Raw genomic sequence first — 24,411 nt, forward strand, 5'->3', positions numbered from 1 at the left:
GATTTAAGAATCCCGGCTAGACTAGATGGGGTTCTTACTATCCAACTTATTCTATTTCTACAGATCACGATAATAGAAAAACCATACCGGCAATCCTATCAATATTCCAACAAGAGCTATTTTAAAATAAGTAAATAGCTTAGCGATAAAAAATGATAGTAAGTTTTCCCCTCCTCCAACCCAGTAACCAAGGAGACTGAATAACACAGCCATAATAAATAAAACAATAAAAAGGCTTGAGCAGAGATAAAATAAAGCAATAACAGATCTATACTTACTATTCATCACTGATTTTCCTTTTTATTTTTCAGAGCCTCATTCATTCCCTCTGTAAACAACCCCGCAGCTACAGAGTCCCCTGCGTTACCCACTATAGAAGGCAATGGGTTTTGCGGAGCTGGCTTACTAATAGTCCAGACTCCTGTTGGTACCCATTCGTACTGTTTTGATATTGGATTCAGTTTTTTATCAAACGGTACCTTGATAAGGTTACCAGCGACATAACCAGCAGATGCCCCTGCCTTACTTAGTAGGGCACCCATGAGCGGATCATCACCATTGATTTCCGCTTGATAATAGCCACCTGCGGCATTCCAAGTTACTGTTGGATTATAGCCTTTACCGGCTGTAATGAGGCCGATAACTCCAGCACCGATAACATCAGACAGTTTGACCTCGCCTGTTTTGCTTGTTCCATATTGGATGGCTGTATTAGCAGCGCCGGATACCCCCGCAGCTATTAGTTGCTCCTTGACTCCTGCTCTGCTGGTAATAATGGCTTTCCCACCCATTACCACAACTGGCCATGAAGTTGGATCGCTAACCACCGAAAGCACCCTATCACCTGTAGTAATATTATCTTTCAGGAATTTCAAGTCTGTGCCGTTGAGATAATTAACCAACGCTGCTGCATCCGGATCTTTCAGTTTTTCATCCAGTCGAAACTGTGAAGGATGGGCATCATTTGCAATATTGGTTGCTCCCTGGACAAGCTCCTCCCAAGTCACGCAAGCAACTCCGCCACCAGTACAAGCTTCTATCAGTGCTTTGCTTTTCTTATTACTGATTCCAATATACCTTTCTAGCACTGGCTTGCAATCGCCTCCTGAAGCTTTGCAGGCAGACAGCTCTTTATCAAGAGCCCTGGCTTCTGTCGTATTCAGCCAGTTATTCTCCACCGCATTCTTGCCGGCCTGCCCGCCCGTCACCGCTCCCGCAGTATCGCCCGTCGCCAGGCCGCCTGCAAGCCCTGCGGCCAACTGGCTCAGCGCGCTGACCTGCTGTTTCTCGCTTTCGCTCAGCTGCTGCGCCGTTTTGCCCGGGAACAGCTGGCCGGCAATGTAGCGCGCCGCCAGTTCCCCGCCGCCCGCGCCCAGTCCCCCTGCGGTGGCTGACTGGTTGTTCAGCTGCGCCGTTACCGCACCCAGCACAGCGTGTGCCATCGCGTTGGCGGCAATGTTGTCTTCACCGACCCGTTTCTTGATTTCCGTCGCCAGGTACGGCGAAGCACCGCTCGCCAGCGCGCCCGCCAGGTTATTGCCCGCCAGCGCCGTCAGCGCTCCCGTCACCGCCTGCGCCGCTTTCTGCAGATCGCTGCCGGTACCGTATTGCCGCATCGCGTTGTCGTACGCCTGCTGCATCACCGCCGTATCGTTCGTCGGTTTGCCGCTCTTCTCAAGCTGCTCCCTGGCCTGCGCCAGCGCCGCCGGGTCTTTCTGTGCCTTCAGCCCGGCGATATCGCCCTGCGTGCGGATGACGTCCATCGCCTGGCCGCCAATCTCGCCGATAAGCTGCGCCTGCTTCAACCGGTTCTGCTCCTTCTCCTTGTTGAATATCGGGCTGATGCTGCCGTCGTTGGCATGTTCGGTATCCCGGTTTAGCTGCGCCACATCCTGCTGCTGTTTGTCGGTGTCACGGACTATCAGCGTTCCCTCACTGACCCCGGCTTTTGTCGTGCCCTCGGCGTGCCCGCTGTTGTTGGCGCCCGACAGCATGCCGCCGGCCGTGTTGGTCAACAGCTCTTTGCCCACCGGCCCGCCAGTGCTGAAGCTGCCGCCGCTGTGCGTCGCGCTGTAGTCCGCCTGGTTGTGGATGTCCTTCCAACCCAGCGTGCCGGTATCGAGGCGGTTGTTCTCTTTGTCTGCCTGGCTGGCTATCACCGCGCCATCGAGCTGGGTATGTTCTTTGACCTTGACGTCATACCCGCCTTTGCCGGCAAACAGCCCAGTCTGTTCTTTTACCGAGTCGAAGTTGCTGTGCAGCTTGTCCTTGCTGGCACTTACGTTGGCGGAGCCGGTCATCGAGCCGAAGGTGAAACTGCCGCCCGCGCTGGCGTTTTGCTGTTTGGCATCATAGCGGTCGCTATCCTGTTCACTTTGCAGCGTCAGGTCACGGCCCACGTCGACGGTAACCTTTTCACCGCTGGCCTGCGCGCCGGTAAGCGTGGTGTCGCGGCCGCTGGTCAGGTTGAGACGGCTGCCCGCATCCAGGGTGGTTTCGGTATGGGTCAGGCCGTTGCCGCTCTCATGCCCTTTGCCGGCATTGACGCCGGCCGAGACGCTGATGCCATACCCGCCCGAGCCCGCACCAATGCCGACGCCGACGTTACCGCCCTTGCTGCTGTTCTTGCCGACGGTGCTTTCGCTGTTCTGCGCAGATTGCAGGCTGATGTCCCGCGCCGCATCGAGCGACAGGTCTTTGCCCGCTTTCAGCTGACTGCCGGCGATGGCGATATCGCCACTCTGTGCGCTGTGGTTATTGCCCTGCGCCGTTATCGACAGGTTTTGTCCGGCGGTGAGCGTGCTGCCTTGCGACTGGCGGCTGTCGGTGCGGGTTTCGCTCTTCGACGACTGACTGCCGTAGGAGGCGCTGATGCCCACCGTGTTGGTGGCGCCTTTCCCTGTATCTGTATTGAGTTTGTCGAGCTCAACGGCTTGCGCCGCCTGCACGCCGGACAGCGCCGCCTTGGTGTTTTGCAGCGCGTTCAGGCGCCCATCGCCTTCCTTTCTCGCCTGCTGCGCAGTGCTGACGGCGGTGTTGAGCGCGCCGCCCACGGTGCCCGACAGCGCCACGCTCAGGCCGCTCTGCTTTTGCTCGAAGGTTTCTTTGCGCGTGCGTTGATCGTAGCCGGGATCGATAGTCACGCTGTCGCCGGTCAGGGCCAGATCCTTGCCCGCCACCAGGTCGGCACCGCCAATGTGCAGTTGGTTGCCCGCCGTGATATTGACGCTGCCCTGGCTGCTGCCGACGGTACTGACGCTTTGGCTCTGGGTGGTGGCTTTCTCGTCGATTTCGTGTTTGCTCGACTGCTTGCCTATCGTGAAGCCGATGCCGCCGCTACCCAGCAGGCCGCTCTTTTTCTTCTCTTCCAGCAGGTAATGTGTGTCGGTCTCGGTGGCCGCACCGATATCGACATTACGGCCGGCCTGCAGGTTCACGTCCCGGTCGGCGGCAATGGCCGAGCCGGTGACCGTCAGATCATTACCGGCGCTGACGCTGACGCTGTCGCCGCTCAGCAGCGTGCCTTTCTCACGCGTGGTGGCATCGCGCGCTACGCTGTGGCTGCTGCTTTTTTTCAGGAAGCCTTTTTTCTCCGAACGCTCCTCACTGTAGCGCGACTCTCGCTCGGTAGCCGTATTGAGGGTGACATCGTTTTTCGCCTGCAGGGCGATGGCGCCCTGGTCGCTGTGCAGGGTGCTGCCGGTAATGGTGACGTCGCCCTCTCGCCCGACTACCGTCACACCATCGCGCCCGCTGAAGGTGCTGCCGGTGCTGATTTCGCGCTCGGTTTGTTCGATGCGATGGCTTTTGGTTTTGCCCTCGCGTTTGTTTTCGCTGTCCAGATCTTGCGTGCGGCTGCGCGCGTCTTTAATGGTCACGTCCTGCGCGCTGATGCCGATACGCCCTTCTTTACTGTCAACCTGCGCGCCTTCGGCCAGCAGTTGGTTGCCCGCCACCAGGGTGACGCCCTGGTCACCGCCGAGTGCACTTAATGTCAGGCGCTCTTCCTGGCGATCGTTGCTGACTGATGACGTACGGCTGTTGGCAGCCAGATGCGTGGTATTGGTGGTGTTCTCGGCCCTGATAGTGATATCGCCGCCGGCCTGTACGCGGGTGCTGCCGCCGGCCTTGGCCTGGCTGCCAGCGAACGTAACGTCCCGCCCGGCCGAAAGGTTAAGGTTGCCGCCGGCGTTAAGCTCGCTCCCCTGTGCTTGCTGCCATTCGCCGCTCACGCGCGCCATCCGGGAGCCTGCCGCTTCCGTGCCGCCACGGGTACGGTTGCCCACTGCCCCCGAGATAACCTCAAGGTCGGCGATATGGCTGCTTTTGGCGGTGGTGATGGTCAGGTCGTTGCGCGCGCTCAGGCTGAGCGTGTCGGTCGCATCGAGTTTCGCCCCCGAGAGGGTGATATCGGCGCCGCTGAGACGAATATCGCCGGCGTTCATCGTCGCCTGGCGCAGCGCCTCCTGCAGATTAGTGCTCAGGGTCAGACTGTCGGCCCGCACGTCAATGCTACCGGCCTTGATATCACCACCCTGATGCAGGAACTGCCCGGCATCAACGGTTAGCGCCTTATCGGCAAACAGATTGCCGGCATTGGTGACACTGTTTGCCGAGAGCTGCAGGCTACCGCCGCCAATCACCGCACCATCGCCGGTCAGGCGCAACGTGGTCTGCGCCAGATACACTTTCGGCACCCACACCGTTTGTGGGCCTTCGGCGGTTTGCACCGTCTCGCTCACCAGCCAGACAATATCCTGCTGCAGCGCCGCAATCTGTTCCGGCGTCAAAGCCACGCCCGGCACCAGATGGAAGTCCTGCGCCACCTTCGCCCCGTTGTTCATCAGTTGCTGGTACTGCGCCATCGCATCTTCACCTCTGATAGACGGCTTGCCGGTCAGCGCCAGCACCTGCTCGCGCACCAGCCGCTGTTCGTAAAAACCGTCTCCAAGGCGTTTATGAACCTGCGCAGGATCATAGCCCACACGTTCGAGCATATAGTCGCTGCTGATGAAGTTCTCGCGGCGGGTAAAGCGTTCGTCGGTCACCACCAGGAACGGGCTGCCGGCCGCCGTAGGTTGGCTGAACAACGCGTTATTGGGGATCGCGGTAGCCACATTGCCCAGATGCTGTAACTGCGTTAGCGCCAGCTCAGACGGCAACAGCGGACGCCCCAGCGGCGAAGACGGCATGGCGCCCGGTCTTGTCATTTGCTCGCCCGGAGCCAGCGCCATGTCACCATTCTGGATACCCGCGCCCTCTACCGCAAAGTCCAGCGGATTGCGTTCCAGTTCGGCGCGTTCGGCATCCACGGCGTTTAATGCCGCTTCAAGTTGGCTGATTTGCGCCTGATTGACCGTGGTGTTAGTGATGCGAGCCCCATTGATGGTGACCGTGCCACTGCCGGTGATCACGCCGTCAGCGGTCGCCAGCGCCGTGGTCTCGTCTCGGTTGAACGTTGGATACCAGTGATGCGTGTCCTTGTCATAATGGTCGACGATAACCGCCTGGCGCCGTTCGTTAACCGAGTAGCCACGGTTGGCCAGGCTGCCGCCGCCGTCCTGCGTCAGGTTGCCGTTGGCGGTAATGACGCTGGCGTCATTAAGCAGTTGCCCGGTGATGCGCAGCACCATATTGCCGCCCGCCAGAATACGCGCGCCGATGCCCTCGGAGACCAGCCTGTCGCGCGTCAGCGTGCCGGTCTCGGTACGTTCGCGGAAGTTGTTGTAATCGGTGACGAACGGCGCGCTGTCAATATCGACATGCTTCTCGGGATCCCACGTCATCACCTGCGTCCAGTCATGCTCCCAATGGAAACCGTTTTGATAAGGCGTCGGGATGGTTGCCAGCTGATTTCCCCCACGCGTTTCGTAGAACGTCATGGCACAGCTGCCGTCGGCATTCGGCTTGAGCGCCAGGTAGTTAACCCACAGGTCGGTAAGTGTGCCCTTATTGTCCTTGACCCGCACCTGCGCGCGTTTGCCCGCCGCATCAATAGCCAACAGGGTGCCGTAGCGATTGTTCTGGGCCGCCGCGTCATCCTGGAAGCTCAGCTGTTGGGTGGTTGGCGCCATGGTGCTTTTATCGGGGTTGACCGCCGAACCATAGGTGCGCCAGTAGTAGTTGTAGCGATGCCATTTGTAATCGCTCTTCTCGGCGTCACGCTCAATCACCAACCCTTCGCGCAGGTTATCAAGACGCCGAGCCTCGACGGTGGCATCACCGTCAGCTTCGATAAAGCTCGCCCGGTTTTCAATCAGGTCATCACTGTGCAGCTGCAGACGGTCGGCGCTGTAGATCAGTGCCCCATCCCGGTTGGTCAGGCGTTCACCGGCCTGCAACGTCAGGCTTTGGGTCGCCGCCATCACCGCAGGCTGACCGTGGTTGTCGATGACACGCCCACGCACCGTGATAGCGTCCCCCATCAGCGCCGCGGCGTTGTCCAGGGTATCGACGTTCAGCGTCATGCTGTCCGCCTCAATACGCCCGGTGTTTTGCAACGTTCCGGTCGTCAGCTCTAGCGTCTTGCCCACCAACGATGCCGGATTGGCGATGCTGGCCGCATTGAGCACCAGATTGCCCGGCAGCAACCAGTCCACCAGGTTGATAAAGGCGCCGTTCAGGGAGAACGTCACAGTGCCGTTACTGCTGATGTTTTCGCCGGCCTGGCGGGTGTAGTCCTGCTGCGCAGACAGGTTCAGCGCCTGCAATCCCACCAAGTCGCCGCGTTGATTATCCAGCGTGCGCGCATGCAGGGTAAGTTGGCCGGCGCTCTCCAGCCGCCCGCCCTGGTTAAGCAATACCAGCGGCGAATCGGCCGGCGACAGGCCGGCGTTAATACCAAGATCGCCGTTGGCGAGGAGTTGCCCCTGGCGGTTGTCCAGCGAGGCCACGTTCGTGAGCGTGAGCGGACCGACGCTCTGAAGCCGCCCAGCCGTGTTGTCGATGTCGCGCGCGGCGATGTCGGTCTGGGCAGAGCCGAGGATCAGGCCGCCGTCGCGGTTGTTCAGGCGCTCAGCCTGCACCTCCAACGTCGCCTGGCTGCTCAGCGCCCCTTGAGCGCTGTTGTCTATCTCTGCAGCTCTGAGCGTCAACCGCTGGGTCGAAACCAGCTGCCCACCCTGATTATTCACCTGGGCGCCGTCGAGCGTGAGCGCCCCACCGCTGTGCACCTTGCCCTGTTGGTTGTTGAGCGTACCGATGCTGTAGGCGCCCGTTCCCTGGCTGATGAGCGTGCCGCCGTTATTGTCCAGCCGCGCCGTCGCCAGATCAAGGCCGCTCCGGCTGCTGAATACGCCCTGACGGTTTACAATGCCAGCCGCCGACACCCGCTGTTCACCATTGCTGCGCACCGCGCCGCCGGTATTATCAAACATGCCGAGAATACGCAGCGCCACCTGTTGCTGGCCCTCGATCTGACCGCCGACATTGTTCAGCGTTTGCGCGTCAAGTTGAAACGCCTCGCCACTTTGTATTTTCCCATCGCGGTTGTTCAGCGCGTCGCTCAGCGCAAGGCGTTGTTGTTTCTGGCTGTAGAGCAGCCCGCCCTGCGTATTGTCGAGTGCACGGGCGGCGATACTCAGCCCCTCGCCAGCCAGCCACTGACCACCGGCGTTATTGATGGCGCCGGCGTGTTCGCCGTCTTTGGCCCCCATAACAGCAAGTGCCCCCTGCGCCGAGACCTTACCGCCACGGTTATCGACATCCTGCGCAACGCGCAGCACCAAATCCGCCGCCGACTGCAGCCCCCCTTTGGCATTGTTCAGCCAGCCCGCCGACAGCTGCGCATCCTGCTGGCTTTGTACGCTGCCTTGCGCGTTGTCAAAGCCGCCGCTGACGGCGTGCCAGCCGCCCTGGCTGCCCATCCAGCCCTCGGCGTTGTACATGTCCTGCGCCGTGAGGGCCTGGGATAACGTGCTAAAAATCCTGCCCCGGCGGTTATCCAGCGCGCCGGTGAATTGCATATCCAGGCTGCCCAGCGCATTGATCGCCCCCTGGGCATTGTTCAGGCCGGCGGCGCGTACCTCGGTGCGCCCATTGCCGGTAAACGTGCCCCCCTGGTTATCCCAGCCGCCGGCCAGGTTCAGGACAAGCCCTTGCTCGCTGAAGACCACCCCCGCAGCGCGGTTGGCCAACTGGCCCCCCTGCAGCGACAGATCGCCGCCGCTTTGCAACGACCCGCCGTCGTTGTCAAACAGGCTGGCGGCGCCGCCATTAACCGCCAACGATCGCTGTGCGGTCAGCTTACCGGTTTGATTGCGGACATCGCCTGCGGCATCCAAACGGAGATCGCCGCCGGACTGCAGGCTGCCGCCGGTATTGTCGAGAGTGCGCACGGAAGCGGAGACCTGCCGACCGCCTTGTGCGCCGCCACCGCGGTTATCCCAGTCACCGCCGGCCTGCACGACGAGGGCGTTGCCGGCCTCAAGCCAGCCGGCCGCGTTGTTCAGTTCCCGTTGCGTCGTCAGTTCCAGCCCCTGACGAGCCACCACTTTGCCCTGGCCGTTATCCACCTGCTGTGCCGCCAGCATGAGCGATTCCCCGCTGATTTCGCCCTCGCGGTTCACCAACTCTGCCGCACTGTTCAGCACCAGTTGTTGCCCGCCCAGCACCTTTCCGGCCTCGTTGTGCACACTCCCAGCCGCTATGTGGGTTTGCCCGTGCCCCGAGATCGTGCCGTGGCGGTTATTCAGCGCGCCATCGGTGCGCACGGTCAATGTCTGGCCGGCACCCAGCAGCCCCTGGGCATTGTCCAATCCCTGACGAGCGTGCAGCTCAAGCCGCTGCAGGCCAATCACCTTGCCCTGCGTATTATCGAGCCGGCCGGTGTTCACCATCAGCGCCGCGCCACTGATTTCACCCGCGCGGTTAGTCGCCGGCCCCATGGTGTTCAGCGTTAACGCTTGGCCGGACAGCAGCTTGCCACCGTCGTTGCTGAGGGTAGTTGCCGTTGCCGTAACGGCCGTTTCACCTTGCACCGTACCGCCGCGGTTGTCCCAGTCACCGGCGTGAAGATCCAGTTTCTCTCCTGCGCCGATAAGGCCGCCCCGGTTGCCTACGCGGCCGGCGGTCAGATCGAGATTGCGCTGGCTGACGAGCTTGCCTTGCGCGTTATTCAGATGCTGCGCCGTCAGCCGCACCCGGCTGCCGTCCACCGTTCCGGACTGGTTGTTCAGTTCGCCGCCCGCTTCGAGCTCCAGCGCCTGGCCGGCGAACAGGCCGCCGCCAGCGTTGTTGATCGCACCGTCCGCCTGAACCACCAACTGACCCGGCGTTGTTACCTTGCCGCCCTGGTTATCAAGCCTGCCGGCATCCAGCCGCAGATCGCCGTTGCCACCCAATTCACCGTCGCTGTTGTCGAGCAGGCCGCCGATCCGCCAGTGCTGCGCCGCGTCGCCCAGCGCCACCAGACGGCCGCGCTGGTTGATCAACGCCGCCGCCTTGAGATCAAGCTGGCGGCTCTCAATGGTGCCGTCGCTGTTATTCAGCTCACCGCCTAGGCTGAAACGACTTTCGCCTCCGCCGGTTTGGGACCAGACGGCCCCCTGGCCAAACACATTGTTGGCATCAACCTGCCAGCGCCCGGTTTTGATCTGAGCCTGCCGGGCGTCCACATCACCCGGGGTGTTCACGGTAAACTCCCCGCTATCGACGGTCGATTGGCGCAACGCCACGCCGCCCTGCCGGGCCGCCAGCGAGGCATGGGCCGCCGCCACCTGCGCACCGCTGAGATCAACGCGGCGCCCGCTGACGTTAACCGCCTTTTTGCTCAGTAAGCTGCCGCTGGCACGAATGTCGCCCTGGCTGTCAAGGCGCAGGCTCGCGTCGCGCACAATCCGGCTGTCGACATCGCTGCCCGCCAGCAGATGGCCGCTGCTTTGAATGCCGTGCGCGGCGTCAAGCCGCACATCCCCGGCCGCCGCCAGCGTGCCGGACTGCGTCAGCGCCCCCTCCCGGCTCTGCACGGCCAGCTGACCGCCGCTGTGCAATTTGCCGCGATACTCGATGTCGCCTTTCGCCGCCAGTTTGGTGTCGCCGCCGGACTGCGTGGCGGCATCCGGCGCATCAGACCGCCAGCTGAGCTTGCCTTCGCTGCTGACGGTGAGCGTTTTGCCCGCCTGCACTTGCCCATTCTGGTTGCGCACGCCGACGCCAGCCTCGGTGCCGATCATGCGAATGCTGCCGCTGTACATGCCCCCCATCTGGCCCATGTCTATTGCCAGCGCCGGTCTGGCGCCGCCGTCATCCGCCAGCGCCGTCACCGTTTTGCCGTCTGCGCTCACCCGGTTGCGGCCGCCCACCACCGACACGCTCTCTTTGGCCCAAACGCCGGCGTTGATCTCGACCGCGCGTGCCATAATGTCTACATATTCGGTATCGTGACGGGCATCGCCGTTGAGGCCGCCGCCCTCAACGCGCACCACGCCGCGTTCGATCTGATAACCTGCCATGCTGCCGTCGGCGTTCATCTGCGGTTTGCCGGTCGTCAGCGTCATGCGCCCGGCGTTGATCGTACCGCAACCGTTGCACACGATCCCCGCCGGGTTAGCCACGATCACCTGCGCCTTGCCGCCGGCCACTTCCAAAAAGCCGCGCAGCTGGCTGGGGTTATTGCTGTTGACTTCGTTGAGGATCACTCTGGCCGGCGCGGCGTTGGGGGTGAGGTTCGGGTTGCCCTGGATCATCCCGGCCATCTGGGTCGATGTCATCACCGCCGAGTTATTGAGGATGGCGCCTTTGGCGTCAACATCGAACTGTTGATATTGGTTATGCGATATCCCGGCCTGATTGGGGGCCGTGATATTGACCTGCGACAGCCCATTTTGCGTGGCGATAACCTCCGGCCGCAGGGAAGGATTGGCGGCACCGTCCGCCACAATGCCGTCAGCCATCGCCGGCCCGGCGAACAAGGCCAGCCCCAGCATCCACACTGAGCGCCGCACCGTCACCCACAGGCGGGGGGCGCCCGCACTGCGGCTTTGCCCCGATTCGGTGCTGCAGCTGCGGGCCAGTTCGGAAACCACCCGCAGTTCCCCGTGAGTGCGACTGAATATAAGGCGATAGCAATGTTTATTCATGGGTCACATCCGTGATCAATATCAATCCGTTACGGTCAACGTCAGGCAAGCCGCCACTACCGCTTGGCCCGCGTTCAGATTTCCAGGTTAACGCTGAAGCCGGCCGTGGCACCCGAGGTGTGGAAACCCGCAGGCTTGTACAAAGGAACGCCGGCGAACAGGTCATAGCTGAATCGCCCCCACAAGGCGCCGCGCACCCCAAGCGCGCTGCCCGCCAATTGCCGCCCCGGCAAGCCTCGCGTATTCGGGCCGTCCACCCGCCCGTAGTCGGCGGCCAGATAGAGTTCGTGACCGCGGGCAAACACATTCCAGGCGATGTCGTTACGCCAGACCAAGCCTTTTTCGCCAGACAGCATCTGCTCGCCGTCAAAACCGCGCACCGTGTAGCGCCCGGCAATGGCCATCCGCTCCTGCGGCGTCAGCGCGTTCGGGCTCCACTGGCCGCGCACGCTGGTATACAGCCGCCAGGGCTGCTCACCCCAGGAGAACGGCATGTTGAACCCCGCATCCCCGAGCAGGATGCCGGTACGCGCCGAGCCGTTGTGATTGGCTTCCTCCGGCGCGCGCAGCGCTCCCAGGGCGCCGGTGCCGCGCCGCCAAGCTAGCGACGCATCCAGCGTATTACGCCCGAGGTAACTGCGCTGGTTCAGTCCAATCTCCCAGCCCGCTGTCCGCCTCTTTTGCTGGGTCATTTCAATGTCTTCCACATAGTTGGTCGAGTGCTTGCGATAGCCGCGCAGGTTGAGCGTGGTCTTGTGCGATTGGTCGCGGTACAGCAACCGGGAAACGGTCAACTGAAAGTTGTCGCTCTTGCCGCTGTAGCGCAGTACCTCATTGGCGTTGGGGATGTTCTGATGGTAGGTGTAGTCGTTATAGTTGGCCGAGAAGGCCCAATATCCCACCGGGAAGAAATAGTTCAGCGTATGCGAACGGTTGCCGAACGGCCCGTGTTGGAATAAATCCTTGCCGATGTTGGCGTAGAACAGGTCATTTTGCGCAAACGGGGCATCAATAGCCAGGGTGGCCGAGCCAAGATAGCGCCCGGTGCTTTTGGAGCCGCTGTCGTCCAACCCCAGACTGAGCCGCACCGGGCGCCCCTCGTGCCAGTTGACCTGCAGATCGCTGGTGCCTTCCTGGGTGCCGGGCACGATTTTAATGTCGGCATTGGCGCTGGGCACCCGCCTGAAGTTCTCCAGCCCCTGCTCGATATCGCGCAGGTTAAGAAGATCGCCGCGCGAGGCCGGAACGGCGTTCCACAACCGTCCACGCCAGGAAACCGGCTCATCAAAGCGGACGTCGCCAATACGCCCGGGTTGCAACGTAAGTGTCAACGTGCCCTGAGTCAGATCCTGCTCCTGCGCCATCACCCGAGTTGTGACGTAGCCTTTGGCCAAAATGGCATTTTGCACCTTGTTGATAGCGAGCACGATCCCCCGCCCGCCCAGGCAACGGCCTTTGGCATCGTTGGCGGCCGCAAGCGCCCACTGAAAGCGTTCGGCCGACTCGCCGACGAGCACCAACCGGTTGATGGTAAAACAGGGTTTTTCGTGAGGAGGATAATCGGGCAGCACCCGCTCAGGGGCAGCCACGCGCGCATCGGCCTGAGGGGTGTTTTGGTTCTGCAGGGCGCGTTCTCGCTCTTGCTGACGCAGCTGCTCACGGGCATCAATAGCCGCCGCGCCCTGGCTGAAAGCCTCAGCCGCAGAGGCGGAAAAAAACGGCACGGCGCCGAGCAACAATCCCGACAGACCATAGCGAATAAAACAAGGCACAGCACGAACGTAATTTGAGCGCATCCTTGGCTCCCCATCATTATTATTTCAATAAATTTATGAGTGAAATATTATAAATAATTTAAATAATTGTAATGACACTGCTTTAGTGACGAATTATGAGCCGATGAGGGCAAAAATCAATCGATTTTTCCCGAAAGAGAGATCATGCGGAAAATAAACAGTTCAGCGACAATTAAGTGAAAGGAAAGCCGATAATGGATAATGAAAGGAGGATGGCGCGTAGCCGCCACCCTTTAGCGATAATAGTGTGAGCACCGAGGAATAGGCGCAGGCCATCAGTTCAGCAGGCTGCTGCCGAAAGCCCCCTGCCAATCCTGCTCGAACTTCTCGACCGCGGCCTGTACGGCCGGCGCATTCAGGAACTGCTCCGCCACGTCCACCGGCAGCGTGATGGCCTGACAGCCCGCGAGCAGACATTCCAACGCCTGGCGCGGCGTCTTGAAGCTGGCGGCCAGCACCTGCGCCGACGGCGCGTGCAGGCTCAACAGCTGCTGCAGCTCGTGCACCATTTCGATACCGTCGCCGCCCTGCGCATCCACGCGGTTGACATAAGGCGCCACATATTCCGCCCCGGCCAATGCCGCCAACAGCCCCTGCCCGGCGCCGTATACCGCAGTGCCCAGCGTCGGGATGGACATCGTTTTGAGTTTCTTGATCGCCGCCAATCCTTCGGCGGTCGCCGGGATCTTCACCACCAGCCCCGGCACACGCTGGCTGAGCAGCGCCGCCTCAGCCACCATGCGCTCTGCATCGGTCGCCATCACCTGCGCAAACAGCTTGCCGGTGCCGCCGAGGGCGTCGCGCAGCGCGGGCAGCACTTCCCAGATCGGCTTGCCTTCTTTCGCCACGATGCTCGGGTTGGTGGTGACGCCGTGCAACGGCAGAATGCGCGCCAGGCGTTTTACCGCAGTCACATCGGCGGTATCGAGATAAAGCTCCATCACGGACTCCTGTGTCTTGTTCTGTGGGCGGATTCAAACTCTGATCATCATAGGGTAAAAACCCCGCCAACCTTTGACCAAAATCAATTCAACTTTCATTCGAAACATCTTTAATGGCGAAAGATTCAGCAACGCCAAACGGGTGACTCATGTTCTTTAATCTGCAGCGCTATTCGACCCATGACGGCCCCGGCATTCGCAGCGTGGTCTTTTTAAAAGGCTGCCCGCTGAGCTGCCGCTGGTGTCAGAACCCGGAAAGCCGCTCGCGCCACGCGGATCTGCTGTTTGACCAGCGCCTGTGCCTGAGCGGCTGTACGCTGTGCGCCGCGCGCTGCCCGCAAGGCCTGCAGCCCACTTCGGACGGCGCGCTGACGCTGCAACGCGAGCGCATCAACGCCGACGATTATGCGACCCTCGCCGCCGTCTGCCCGACCGGCGCACTCAGCCTGTGCGGCAGCGCGATCAATCCCGACGATATCATGGCCGAGGTGATGCGGGATAAGCCTTTCTATCTGCGTACCGGTGGCGGTTTAACGCTGTCCGGCGGCGAACCCTTTATGCAACCGGAGGTGGCGGCAGAGCTGCTGCGGCGCGGCCGCGAGGCCGGCATTCACACCGCCGTCGAGTCCTGTCTGCACGTGCCGTGGCGTTACATCACCCCTTCGCTGCCGTGGCTGGACCTGCTGTTGGCCGATCTCAAGCACACCGACGAAGCGCGCTTCAGAACCTGGACCGGCGGCTCCGCCCGCCGGGTACTGAACAACTTCCGCCGTCTGGCGGCGCATGGCGTGCAGATGACCGTGCGCGTGCCGCTGATCCCCGATTTCAACGCCGATCGCCGCTCAGTCCGCGCGCTCGTCGACTTCGCCGCCGACGAGATCGGCGTATCGGAGATCCACTTTCTGCCGTACCACACGCTGGGCATCAACAAGTATCACCTGCTCGGAGAGCCCTACCGCGCCGCCCGCACGCCGCTGGACGCGCCGGATTTGCTGGCCTTCGCCGAAGCCTATGCCGGCGCCAAAGGCCTGACCGCCATTTTGCGAGGATAACGCCATGACCACGTTGGATTTGACCACCCTAAGCGCCCGCATCCAGGCGCACAAGAACGCGCTGATTCACATCGTCAAACCGCCGGTGTGCACCGAGCGTGCGCAGCACTATACCGAAGCCTATCAACAGCATCAGGATCGGCCACTGCCGGTGCGTCGCGCGCTGGCGCTGGCCAACCATCTGGCGAAGCGCACCATCTGGATCGCTAACGACGAGCTGATCGTCGGCAACCAGGCCAGCGAGCTGCGCGCCGCGCCGATCTTCCCCGAATACACCGTCGGCTGGATAGAGAACGAGATCGACCAGCTAGCCGACCGGCCGGGCGCCGGTTTTTCGGTCAGTGAAGAGAACAAGGCGATTTTGCATCGCCTGTGCCCCTGGTGGCGCGGCCAAACGGTGCAGGATCGCTGCTACGGCATGTTCACCGACGAGCAAAAGGCGCTGCTGGCCACCGGCATCATCAAGGCCGAGGGCAACATGACCTCCGGCGACGCTCACCTGGCGGTTAACTTCCCGCTGCTGCTGGAGAAAGGTCTCGACGGCCTGCGTGAAAAAGTGAACGCGCGCCGTAGCCGTCTGCACCTGACCGAGTGGGAAGATCTGCACAAAGCGCAGTTTCTCAACGCCATCGACATCGTGCTGGCGGCGCTGAGCGAGCACATCCTGCGCTTCGCCCGCCTGGCGCGCGACATGGCGCAAAACGAACCGCGCGACTGGCGGCGCACCGAACTGCTGGCCCTCGCGGATAACTGTGAACAGATCGCCCATCGCCCGCCGCAAACCTTCTGGCAGGCGCTGCAGCTGTGCTATTTCATCCAGCTGACGTTGCAGATCGAATCCAACGGCCATTCGGTTTCCTTCGGCCGCCTCGATCAATACCTCTATCCCTGGTATCGGCGTGACGTGGAGCTGGAGCAAAAGCTGGCGCGGGAAGACGCCATCGAGCTGTTGCACAGCTGCTGGCTGAAGCTGCTGGAGGTCAACAAGATCCGCTCCGGCTCGCATTCCAAGGCTTCCGCCGGCAGCCCGCTGTACCAGAACGTCACCATCGGCGGACAGAAGCTGATCGACGGGCGGCCGTGCGATGCGGTCAACCCGCTGTCCTACGCCATTCTCGAGTCCTGCGGCCGCCTGCGCTCCACCCAGCCCAACCTCAGCGTACGTTACCATGCGGGGATGAGCGGCGACTTCCTCGACGCCTGCGTGCAGGTGATCCGCTGCGGTTTCGGCATGCCGGCGTTCAACAACGACGAAATCGTCATTCCCGAATTCATCAGGCTGGGGGTTGAGCCACAAGACGCTTACGACTACGCCGCCATCGGCTGCATCGAGACCGCCGTCGGCGGCAAATGGGGCTATCGCTGCACCGGCATGAGCTTCATCAACTTCGCCCGCGTGCTGCTGGCGGCGCTGGAACAGGGCCGCGACGCGACCTCCGGGCAGATCTTCCTGCCGCAGGCACAGGCGCTATCCAAAGGAAACTTCGCCGATTTCGAGCAGGTCTTAGCCGCCTGGGACCGGCAAATCCGCTACTACACGCGCAAGTCGATCGAGATCGAATGCGTGGTGGACAGCGTGCTGGAAGAGAATGCCCACGATATCCTCTGTTCCGCGCTGGTGGATGACTGCATTGAACGCGGTAAAAGCATCAAACAAGGCGGCGCCAAATACGATTGGGTTTCCGGCCTGCAGGTCGGCATCGCCAACCTGGGCAACAGCCTGGCGGCGGTGCGCAAACTGGTGTTTGACCAGGGGACGGTCGGCCAGCAGCAGCTGGCGGCGGCGCTGGCCGACGACTTCGCCGGGCTGGATGGCGAACAGCTGCGCCAGCGGCTGCTCAACGCCGCGCCTAAATACGGCAACGACGTGGACGAGGTCGATCGGCTGCTGGTGCGCGCCTACCAAACCTATATCGAAGAACTGAAGCAGTATCGCAACACCCGCTTCGGCCGCGGGCCGATCGGCGGTGGTTACTACGCCGGCACTTCGTCGATCTCGGCCAACGTGCCCTTCGGCGCCGCCACTGCGGCCACGCCCGATGGACGCAAGGCGCACACGCCACTGGCGGAAGGCGCCAGCCCAGCGTCCGGTACCGACCACCTGGGCCCGACGGCGGTGTTCAATTCGCTCGCCAAGTTGCCGACCGAGGCAATCCTCGGCGGCGTGCTGCTCAATCAAAAGCTGAACCCGGCGACGCTGGACAACCCGCGCGATCGGGAAAAGCTGATGCTGATGTTGCGCACCTTCTTCGAGAACTACCGCGGCTGGCATGTGCAGTACAATATCGTGTCGCGCGAAACACTGCTGGCGGCGAAGCAACACCCTGACCAATATCGTGATTTAGTGGTTCGCGTAGCTGGCTATTCCGCCTTCTTTACCGCATTATCCCCTGAGGCGCAGGATGATATTATTGCGCGCACAGAACATACTCTTTAAACCTTTGACTCTTAGCGGCCGCGCCTTGGTGGCCGCATCATCAGGCCGATATGAATTTACGACAACAGACCATATTGCAGTTGGTTAACGATCGCCGGCGGATCAGCGTCAATGAACTGGCGCGCGCCTCGGGCGTCTCGGAAGTCACTATCCGGCAGGATCTCAACCTGCTGGAAAAGCGCAGTTATCTGAAGCGGGTGCACGGCTCTGCCGTGGCGTTAGAGAGCGACGACGTCGACGCCCGCATGATGTCCAATTTCACCCTCAAACAGCGGTTGGCGCAGTACGCCGCCGCGCAGGTCAATGACGGCGAGACGATCTTTATCGAGAGCGGCAGCACCAATGCCCTGCTGGCCCGCTACATCGCCGAACGCAAGCGCATTACGCTTATCACCGTCAGCCATTACATCGCCAACCTGCTCAAAGAAACCGACTGCGACGTCATCGTGCTGGGTGGCATGTACCAGAAGAAAAGCGAGACCGTGGTCGGCCCGCTGACGCGGCTGTGCATTCAACAGGTGCATTTCAACAAGGCGTTTATCGGCATTGACGGCTTTCAGGCCGAAACCGGCTTTACCGGCCGCGACATGATGCGCGCCGATGTGGTCAGCGCAGTACTGGCCAAGGGCGTGGAGAATATCGTGCTGACGGACTCCAGCAAATTCGGCCAAATCCAACCCAACCCGCTGGCGCAGCCGGGGCAGATCAGCCGGGTGATCACCGATTCACGTTTGGCGCTGGAGTATCAACATCAGCTGAAACGCCAGGGCGTGCAGCTTGAGTTGGTCAACGAGTAACGCGGCCGCCACCGCACCTATCGCGCCGCGCGGGCCACACCGCGCGCCTTTCCCCTTGCACAGCGGGTTTTTAAGACTATTTACCTGTTTATCCTTCCCGAGAAACCTATACTCAGCTTCGGTAACTTTTGGGCCGTAACCTGCTAATTATTCGGCCGTTAACAAAAGATGCCGTTTTTATATCGATACTGTATGGGAACCAACGGCAGGCCTGATCTATGGTTAACGCCTATACTTACAGGGCACTTCCATATAGCCAATGCTAAGGAGAAGTCATTATGATGATTATCAATAAACGTTTCGCCACCGCCGCTCTGGCTCTGACTCTGGCGTTTTCACTCAGCGCATGTTCCAACATGTCCAAACGCGATCGCAACACCGCTATCGGTGCCGGCGCCGGTGCAGTCGGCGGTGCGGTGCTGACCAACGGCAGCGCGTTGGGCACGCTGGGTGGGGCTGCGGTAGGGGGTATCATCGGTCACCAGGTTGGCAAATAAACCTGACCGATAGTCTTCCGCCGACAGGCTGGCAAAAGCGCATCTGCGCTTTGACGTATTAACCAGAATAACGATGATTTCAGGTCTGTTTTACTTTAAGTCTATGGTTCTTTTGCCGTTAACGGGCTAACCCCCGGCAGCAACAACCTCAAGCCATGCCGCGGCATTGCACTGCGGCATGGCGATTCGCCTCAGCCGCCCGCCAGCTTCACCTTCATGCCTTTGGCTTCCAGCAACTGTTTAAGCAGGTCGCGCTTATCGCCCTGGATCTCGATGACACCTTCTTTCACCGAACCGCCGCAGCCGCATTTCTTTTTCAATTCCGCCGCCAGCTTGTCGAGCGCGGCATCATCCAGATCGACGCCGGCGATCAGGCACACGCCCTTCCCCTTGCGGCCGCTGGTCTGACGCTGGATGCGCACGATGCCGTCGCCCTTGGCGCGTTGCGGTTTAACCTCTTCCTGCTTAATGCGACCGGTGTCCGTGGAATACACCAGACGGCTGTTATCGTCATTCATCATCGCTTCCTCAGGCCAAAGAGGCGCGGATCGCGCGCAGCGTCGCGGCCGGATCGGCAGATTGGGTGATCGGACGCCCAATCACCATGTAGTCCACGCCGGCGGCCTGCGCCTGCACCGGCGTCATGATGCGGCGCTGATCGCCCGCCGCGCTGCCTTCAGGGCGGATCCCCGGCGTCACCAGTTGGAAAGCCTGCCCGCAGGCGGCCTTCAGGCGCTGCGCTTCGTGCGCCGAACACACCACGCCGTCCAGCCCGCAGTCGCGGGTCAGGCGCGCCAGGCGCTCGGCGTGCTCCGCCGGACTGGCCTCGATGCCGATGCCGCGCAGGTCTTCCGCTTCCATGCTGGTCAGCACCGTAACGGCGATCAGCAGCGGCGCATCCGCGCCGTAAGGCACCAGTGCTTCTTTAGCGGCGGTCATCATGCGCGCGCCGCCGCTGGCGTGCACGTTAACCATCCAAACGCCCAGCTCCGCCGCTGCGGCCACTGCATGCGCCGTGGTATTGGGAATATCGTGGAATTTCAGGTCGAGAAACACGTCGAAGCCGCGCCCGTGCAGATCGCGCACCAGCTGCGGCCCAAACAACGTGAACATTTCTTTGCCCACTTTCAAGCGGCAGTCTTGCGGATCGATACGGTCGGCGAACGCCAGCGCAGCGTTCTTATCGGCGTAATCTAACGCCACAACGATTGGAGATGATTTTAAGTCATTGTTATTAGTGTTATTTTTAGACTTCATTTCTTCTACCTTCTGTAAAATGGACATAATCAGGGACTCACCCGCGAAACTGACCGCCGCATTCTACATGCCGGGGACCAGAAATCCCAGCCGCAGCGCGCACCTACGCTCTGTCATGTTACCTCCCGTCTTTGTCATGGCGCGTCAACGAACGCCCGTCAGCAATAAACTACGCAGCGTAAAACGCCGTAAAGATGCGTAAATTGTTAATCAGATATTTTGAAAGACTTGCTCAGCATTATCAGATTTTCAATCGGCACGGATGCTTTATTATTCACCACATCGGAAGCGAACGGCTTCCTTCCTAAATAAACAGACTGGAGTCACCTATGAAAACCATCAAATATTTTGCAGCCGCTGCCGCTATTGCACTGACCTCTTTCGCCACCTTCGCCGCTGAACCGATCAGCAGCCAGCAGGCCGATAACCTGACCGCCACCGGCGTCGTTTCCGCAGGTCACGCAACGACCCTCAGCAGCCTGGAGAAAAAACTGGCCGCTAAAGCCGATGCCCAGGGCGCCAGCAGCTACCGTATCATCTCCGCCGGTGGTAACAACATGTTGAGCGGCACCGCGATCATCTACAAATAATGTTTCCGGTACAGGGCCCGAACGTTCGGGCCCTGCCTCTGTTTACCGCCTGAAAAAAACCGCATTTCCCCCGCCCCATTTTGTTACAGAAATATTAAATTTTTATTACACACTAGACACCCGATCGTCAGTGGCTTAGCTTGAAGGCATCTTCCTGCAGAAAGGCTTTCAAAATGAGCGAGATATCGACACTTACCATTAAAATTCCTCTGGAACTGAAGGAAAAAATCCGCGCCGCCGCCGCTGAAAACGAATTTTCGTTGAGCATAGAAGTGTGCCAACGCCTGGAAAGCAGCTTCAGCGCGCCCGCAGCCAAGGCTGAAAAACCTACCAAGAAAGCGGATGAGCTGCACCACGGCGAGATCGACAATCAAAGCACCGAAGAAGAGATTGAACAGCCGCTGAGCCAGAAAGAGCTGAAGAAACTGCGTCAGCTGTTGAAAACCGGTGCTAAAGGCGGCAAGAAAAAGTAAGTGATGAACATAAAAAAACGGGGCGATTTATCGCCCCGTTTTTTTTGTCTCGCCGCCGCGTTATTGCCCGTCCAGACCGCGGATCGGTTTAACCGACGACCAGGCGCGGCACGACGGGCAATGCCAATAGAGCGAGTGCGCGGTGAAGCCACATTTGTGGCAGCGGTAACGCGGTTTGGTGCGAATTTGCTCGCCGACCATATCACGCAACAACAACAGACTCTCTTTCGCCCGGCCGTCTTCAGCGTCTGCCAGGTGGTAATCCATCAGCCGATAGAACACCCGCATGGTGGGATGGCGCTGCAGCTGACGGTTGATATAGACCTGCACCACGTCGCGCCCTTCGTGCTGCTCGATGATTTCGGCCAGCATCAGATCGGCGGTGGCGCCGGTGTTCTCTTCCACACAGCGTTTCAGGAAATCCGCCCAGTTGTGCTGCTGTTCCGGCAGATGCCGGTAGCACTCCTGCAGCATCGGCAGCGTCTCGCTGACCAGCTCTTTATCCTGGCTCAATACGCGCTGCAGCGATTCCGCCGCTTTGGCATAGTCGTTTTGCGCCATGTAAATGCGCCCGAACATGATGGACACGCGCGCACACTGTTTGTCGGCGGCGTCCGCACGCTTGAGCAGGCTCATCGCCCGATCGAGATCGTCGCTGCCCATCGCCTGCAGCGCCAGCTCGCAATAGAAGTGCGCAATCTCGACGCGCTGTTTCTCTTTGCCCAGCTTGACCAGCTTTTCCGCCACGTCGATCGCTTTTTGCCAATCGCTGGTAGCCTGATGGATCACCAGCAGCTGCTGCAGCGCCGAGACGCGAAAATCCGCTTCGTCGGTCAACTGGCTGAACATATCCTCCGCACGATCGTACAGCCCGGCCGCCATATAATCGCGGCCCAGCTGCTGTACCGCCAACAGACGTTGTTCGAAGGTCAGGGAGGCGCTTTCCATCAATGCCTGATGGATACGGATAGCGCGGTCGACTTCGCCGCGCGAACGGAACAGGTTGCCCAGCGTCAGGTGAGCCTCAACGGTGTTGCTGTCCTCTTTCAACATATCGAGGAACAGATCGACCGCCTTGTCCTGCTGGTTGGAAAGCAGAAAGTTCACCCCTGCCACGTATTCACGCGACAGGCGGTTGGCTTCTTGCTGTTTGTCCTGCTGAGCGCTTCTGCGCCCCATGTACCAACCGTACGCGGCAGCCACGGGCAGCAACAGAAACAGCAGTTCTAACATAGAGGATTATTCCTTGCTGACAACGGGCTGAGCCGCCGGTTCAGCGGGCTGCTCGAGCTGCAGCTCCAGCCTTTTGATCTTGCGCTCGGCGCGGCCCAGCGCAATGCGCGTGCGCAGGTAAAACAGGCCGCAAATGATCCAGCCGAGCACGAAACCGGCGCCAAACAGCGTGGCCAACAGGGTCGATACGCGATAGTCGCCCTGCGCGACCAGATAGTTAAAATTGACCACCTGATCGTTATGCGCACCCAGAGTGACGGAAATCACGAAGATCACCAGAACCAACAAAAAAATCAGCAAATATTTCACATTCTTTCCCGCGATGCCGAGTGAATCGGATGAACGATGCCAAAACGTGGCGTCCCTAACCCTTAAGTTAGCATTTCCCGTTGCGGCAGGGAAACCCTGCGGCACGATAAAACCACATATCTGCTGGCATATTCGGCAGTCAACGGCTTTAGCGATCAAATTGATGAGAAAGCTTCTCAAAACGTCGAATTTATAAGGATATGGGGGCGGCGGCGCAGATTGCAATGGCGGGAAAATGTAAGCGGTTAATGCGGCGCCGATCGGGCGCCGCGTTGCATGTGACATGGTCACATAACCATCACGGCTCCGGCTTGCGCGCCGCGATTTCCTGCTGCTCTTGTGGCGGCGGCGTCAGCGGGCCGAACCAGCGCTGCGCCAGCCAGCAGGTGACCACCACCAGCAGCCAACTGATCAGCGTAGCCATCGCCAGATCGCGCGGCCAATGCATTCCCAGCAGCAGACGGCTGCCCATCACCCCCGTTGCCCACACCATCAGCAGCGCGACGGTTTTATAATGGCGACGCGGCCACAGCAACCCTACTCCCAACAGAGCCCAGGTGGCGGCGAACATGGTGTGCCCCGACGGAAACGCGAAGCCGGTTTCAAACTGCCAGTGCTTGCGCAGCCAGTTCGGCACCACAGTTTGATCCTGCAGCTGCTCGCGCACCAGCGCGCTGCGCTCTTTGCGGTGCAGCGAATAAAAATATTTGCCGTCCACGCCGTGGGTTTGCTCCAGCCATACTACAAACGGCCGCGGTTCTTGCACCCGATCCTTGATTAACGACTTCACTCCCTGCCCGATCACCAGCGCGGCGAAAAGCAGGATCGCCAAACCGATGGCCGCCTTCAGCCGAAAGCGCAGACACCACAAAAACCAGCCGCAGAGGATAACACTGGTCAGAATGCCCCACGGCGAGGTTACGGTTTCGGTCACCCAGTACAGCGCTTTGAGCAGCGGCTCATTGCCGCCGGGTTGCCAGTGCCAGCCGGATACCCAGACCGCCAGCGGCATCAACAACAACAGCAGCGCGCCGCCCGCCGTGCGTTTTGCTATCTCATACATTGCCATTTTCCTCTGCGTGAATCAGGCAGCAGTGTAACAAGAGTGCAATATTGATAACACGCTAAAAATTAAACAGATAGGCAACCTATCGCAATAATAGGTGGCCAGAAAACGCCATCTGCTGGTTTGCTGAGCACCGCCCGGCAAGAAGTTGTGGCAAAATAGCCGATAATTAACGAAATAGAGATCGGCGTAGCACGTTTTAGTCTTGGTCAATGTACTGAACCGGACTTAGGATGCGCGACAATGATTGAATCGTACGCTTTTGTGGAGAGTGACATGCAGCTTAAACGGGTGGCAGAGGCAAAACTGCCGACACCTTGGGGCGATTTCCTGATGGTAGGATTCGAAGAACTGGCGACCGGGCATGACCATCTGGCGCTGGTATTCGGTGACATTTCCGGCGAAGCGCCGGTGCTCGCACGCGTGCATTCCGAATGTCTGACCGGCGACGCTTTATTCAGCCTGCGCTGTGACTGCGGTTTTCAACTGGAAGCCGCGCTGGAGCAGATCGCTGAAGAAGGCCGCGGCATCCTGCTTTATCATCGCCAGGAGGGCCGCAACATCGGCCTGTTGAACAAGATCCGCGCCTACGCCCTGCAGGATAAGGGCGCAGACACCGTGGAAGCCAACCACCAGCTCGGCTTCGCCGCCGACGAACGCGACTTCACCCTGTGCGCCGACATGTTCAAACTGCTGGGCGTCGACGCGGTGCGTTTGCTGACCAACAACCCGAAAAAGGTCGAGATCCTGACCGAAGCCGGTATCAACATCAGCGAACGCGTGCCGCTGATCGTCGGCCGCAACCCGAAGAACGAACACTATCTGGCGACCAAGGCCGCCAAAATGGGCCATTTGCTCGACCAGAAGTGATCGCCGCCGCGGCGG

At 60.3% G+C, this 24,411-nt stretch carries 16 protein-coding genes; 7 read left to right on the plus strand and 9 right to left on the minus strand.

From position 1 onward, the window contains the following. Positions 1-57: 57 nt before the first annotated feature. From AC6BYQ_RS01810 to fsa, 4 genes are all read right to left on the minus strand, one after another. Complete coding sequence (locus AC6BYQ_RS01810; RefSeq protein WP_498056207.1) at positions 58-285, minus strand: hypothetical protein; 228 nt, start codon at positions 283-285, stop codon at positions 58-60. Next, positions 285-11,078 carry a hemagglutinin repeat-containing protein gene (locus AC6BYQ_RS01815; protein WP_498056208.1) on the minus strand — a complete coding sequence of 3,598 codons (10,794 nt, stop codon included), beginning with the start codon at positions 11,076-11,078 and terminating at the stop codon, positions 285-287. The genes AC6BYQ_RS01810 and AC6BYQ_RS01815 overlap by 1 nt, the downstream gene beginning before the upstream one ends. A 74-nt stretch (positions 11,079-11,152) precedes the next feature. After that, complete coding sequence (locus tag AC6BYQ_RS01820; RefSeq protein WP_498056209.1) at positions 11,153-12,874, minus strand: ShlB/FhaC/HecB family hemolysin secretion/activation protein; 1,722 nt, start codon at positions 12,872-12,874, stop codon at positions 11,153-11,155. A 275-nt stretch (positions 12,875-13,149) separates the two neighbouring features. After that, complete coding sequence (gene fsa / locus AC6BYQ_RS01825; RefSeq protein WP_432525136.1) at positions 13,150-13,815, minus strand: fructose-6-phosphate aldolase; 666 nt, start codon at positions 13,813-13,815, stop codon at positions 13,150-13,152. Positions 13,816-13,964: 149 nt separating this feature from the next. Here fsa and AC6BYQ_RS01830 point away from each other — a divergent pair, with 149 nt between their 5' ends. From AC6BYQ_RS01830 to osmB, 4 genes are all read left to right on the plus strand, one after another. Further along, positions 13,965-14,867: a glycyl-radical enzyme activating protein gene (locus tag AC6BYQ_RS01830; RefSeq protein ID WP_498056210.1), complete on the plus strand. Its 903-nt coding sequence runs from the start codon at positions 13,965-13,967 to the stop codon at positions 14,865-14,867. 4 nt (positions 14,868-14,871) lie between these two features. Then, positions 14,872-17,304, plus strand: coding sequence for a formate C-acetyltransferase/glycerol dehydratase family glycyl radical enzyme (locus AC6BYQ_RS01835; protein WP_498056211.1), 2,433 nt, complete (start codon positions 14,872-14,874; stop codon positions 17,302-17,304). A 50-nt stretch (positions 17,305-17,354) separates the two neighbouring features. Further along, positions 17,355-18,101 (plus strand): DeoR/GlpR family DNA-binding transcription regulator, encoded by a 747-nt coding sequence (locus AC6BYQ_RS01840; RefSeq protein ID WP_019452688.1) that lies wholly within the window; start codon positions 17,355-17,357, stop codon positions 18,099-18,101. A gap of 278 nt (positions 18,102-18,379) precedes the next feature. Next, the gene (gene osmB, locus AC6BYQ_RS01845) at positions 18,380-18,598 is read left to right on the plus strand and encodes an osmotically-inducible lipoprotein OsmB (RefSeq protein ID WP_004930634.1); all 219 of its coding nucleotides are present in this window, start codon (positions 18,380-18,382) and stop codon (positions 18,596-18,598) included. 191 nt (positions 18,599-18,789) lie between these two features. On the opposite strand, the gene yciH is transcribed toward osmB, so the two are convergent. Then, positions 18,790-19,116: a stress response translation initiation inhibitor YciH gene (gene yciH, locus AC6BYQ_RS01850; protein WP_019452689.1), complete on the minus strand. Its 327-nt coding sequence runs from the start codon at positions 19,114-19,116 to the stop codon at positions 18,790-18,792. 10 nt (positions 19,117-19,126) lie between these two features. Continuing rightward, complete coding sequence (pyrF, locus tag AC6BYQ_RS01855) at positions 19,127-19,855, minus strand: orotidine-5'-phosphate decarboxylase (RefSeq protein ID WP_498056212.1); 729 nt, start codon at positions 19,853-19,855, stop codon at positions 19,127-19,129. A gap of 329 nt (positions 19,856-20,184) precedes the next feature. Here pyrF and bhsA point away from each other — a divergent pair, with 329 nt between their 5' ends. Together bhsA and AC6BYQ_RS01865 are read left to right on the plus strand one after the other, a co-directional pair. Next, positions 20,185-20,445 (plus strand): multiple stress resistance protein BhsA, encoded by a 261-nt coding sequence (gene bhsA / locus AC6BYQ_RS01860; RefSeq protein ID WP_019452691.1) that lies wholly within the window; start codon positions 20,185-20,187, stop codon positions 20,443-20,445. A 173-nt stretch (positions 20,446-20,618) separates the two neighbouring features. Then, on the plus strand, positions 20,619-20,918 hold the full coding sequence (locus AC6BYQ_RS01865) for an Arc family DNA-binding protein (protein WP_440529059.1): 300 nt from the start codon (positions 20,619-20,621) through the stop codon (positions 20,916-20,918). Between the two features lie 60 nt (positions 20,919-20,978). Here AC6BYQ_RS01865 and lapB read toward each other — a convergent pair whose 3' ends face one another. The 3 genes from lapB to pgpB form a co-directional block, all read right to left on the minus strand. After that, entirely contained in the window at positions 20,979-22,151 is a 1,173-nt protein-coding gene (gene lapB / locus AC6BYQ_RS01870; protein ID WP_019452693.1) for a lipopolysaccharide assembly protein LapB, read from the minus strand. A 6-nt stretch (positions 22,152-22,157) separates the two neighbouring features. Further along, a complete protein-coding gene (locus tag AC6BYQ_RS01875; protein WP_004930650.1) occupies positions 22,158-22,460 on the minus strand; it encodes a LapA family protein in 303 nt (100 codons plus the stop codon). 298 nt (positions 22,461-22,758) lie between these two features. Further along, positions 22,759-23,523, minus strand: a complete 765-nt coding sequence (gene pgpB, locus AC6BYQ_RS01880; RefSeq protein ID WP_019452694.1) for a phosphatidylglycerophosphatase B — start codon at positions 23,521-23,523, stop codon at positions 22,759-22,761. Positions 23,524-23,802: 279 nt separating this feature from the next. Here pgpB and ribA point away from each other — a divergent pair, with 279 nt between their 5' ends. Further along, the gene (gene ribA, locus AC6BYQ_RS01885) at positions 23,803-24,396 is read left to right on the plus strand and encodes a GTP cyclohydrolase II (RefSeq protein WP_019452695.1); all 594 of its coding nucleotides are present in this window, start codon (positions 23,803-23,805) and stop codon (positions 24,394-24,396) included. Positions 24,397-24,411: the final 15 nt, after the last annotated feature.

This window comes from Serratia sp. LTN-2 (assembly GCF_059740205.1).

What these genes read in the sequence shown, in the direction of transcription:
- AC6BYQ_RS01810 (WP_498056207.1), bottom strand. Translation starts at nt 285, where the DNA reads ATGAATAGTAAGTATAGATCTGTTATTGCTTTATTTTATCTCTGCTCA.
- AC6BYQ_RS01815 (WP_498056208.1), bottom strand. Translation starts at nt 11,078, where the DNA reads ATGAATAAACATTGCTATCGCCTTATATTCAGTCGCACTCACGGGGAA.
- AC6BYQ_RS01820 (WP_498056209.1), bottom strand. Translation starts at nt 12,874, where the DNA reads ATGCGCTCAAATTACGTTCGTGCTGTGCCTTGTTTTATTCGCTATGGT.
- fsa (WP_432525136.1), bottom strand. Translation starts at nt 13,815, where the DNA reads ATGGAGCTTTATCTCGATACCGCCGATGTGACTGCGGTAAAACGCCTG.
- AC6BYQ_RS01830 (WP_498056210.1), top strand. Translation starts at nt 13,965, where the DNA reads ATGTTCTTTAATCTGCAGCGCTATTCGACCCATGACGGCCCCGGCATT.
- AC6BYQ_RS01835 (WP_498056211.1), top strand. Translation starts at nt 14,872, where the DNA reads ATGACCACGTTGGATTTGACCACCCTAAGCGCCCGCATCCAGGCGCAC.
- AC6BYQ_RS01840 (WP_019452688.1), top strand. Translation starts at nt 17,355, where the DNA reads ATGAATTTACGACAACAGACCATATTGCAGTTGGTTAACGATCGCCGG.
- osmB (WP_004930634.1), top strand. Translation starts at nt 18,380, where the DNA reads ATGATGATTATCAATAAACGTTTCGCCACCGCCGCTCTGGCTCTGACT.
- yciH (WP_019452689.1), bottom strand. Translation starts at nt 19,116, where the DNA reads ATGAATGACGATAACAGCCGTCTGGTGTATTCCACGGACACCGGTCGC.
- pyrF (WP_498056212.1), bottom strand. Translation starts at nt 19,855, where the DNA reads ATGAAGTCTAAAAATAACACTAATAACAATGACTTAAAATCATCTCCA.
- bhsA (WP_019452691.1), top strand. Translation starts at nt 20,185, where the DNA reads ATGAAAACCATCAAATATTTTGCAGCCGCTGCCGCTATTGCACTGACC.
- AC6BYQ_RS01865 (WP_440529059.1), top strand. Translation starts at nt 20,619, where the DNA reads ATGAGCGAGATATCGACACTTACCATTAAAATTCCTCTGGAACTGAAG.
- lapB (WP_019452693.1), bottom strand. Translation starts at nt 22,151, where the DNA reads ATGTTAGAACTGCTGTTTCTGTTGCTGCCCGTGGCTGCCGCGTACGGT.
- pgpB (WP_019452694.1), bottom strand. Translation starts at nt 23,523, where the DNA reads ATGTATGAGATAGCAAAACGCACGGCGGGCGGCGCGCTGCTGTTGTTG.
- ribA (WP_019452695.1), top strand. Translation starts at nt 23,803, where the DNA reads ATGCAGCTTAAACGGGTGGCAGAGGCAAAACTGCCGACACCTTGGGGC.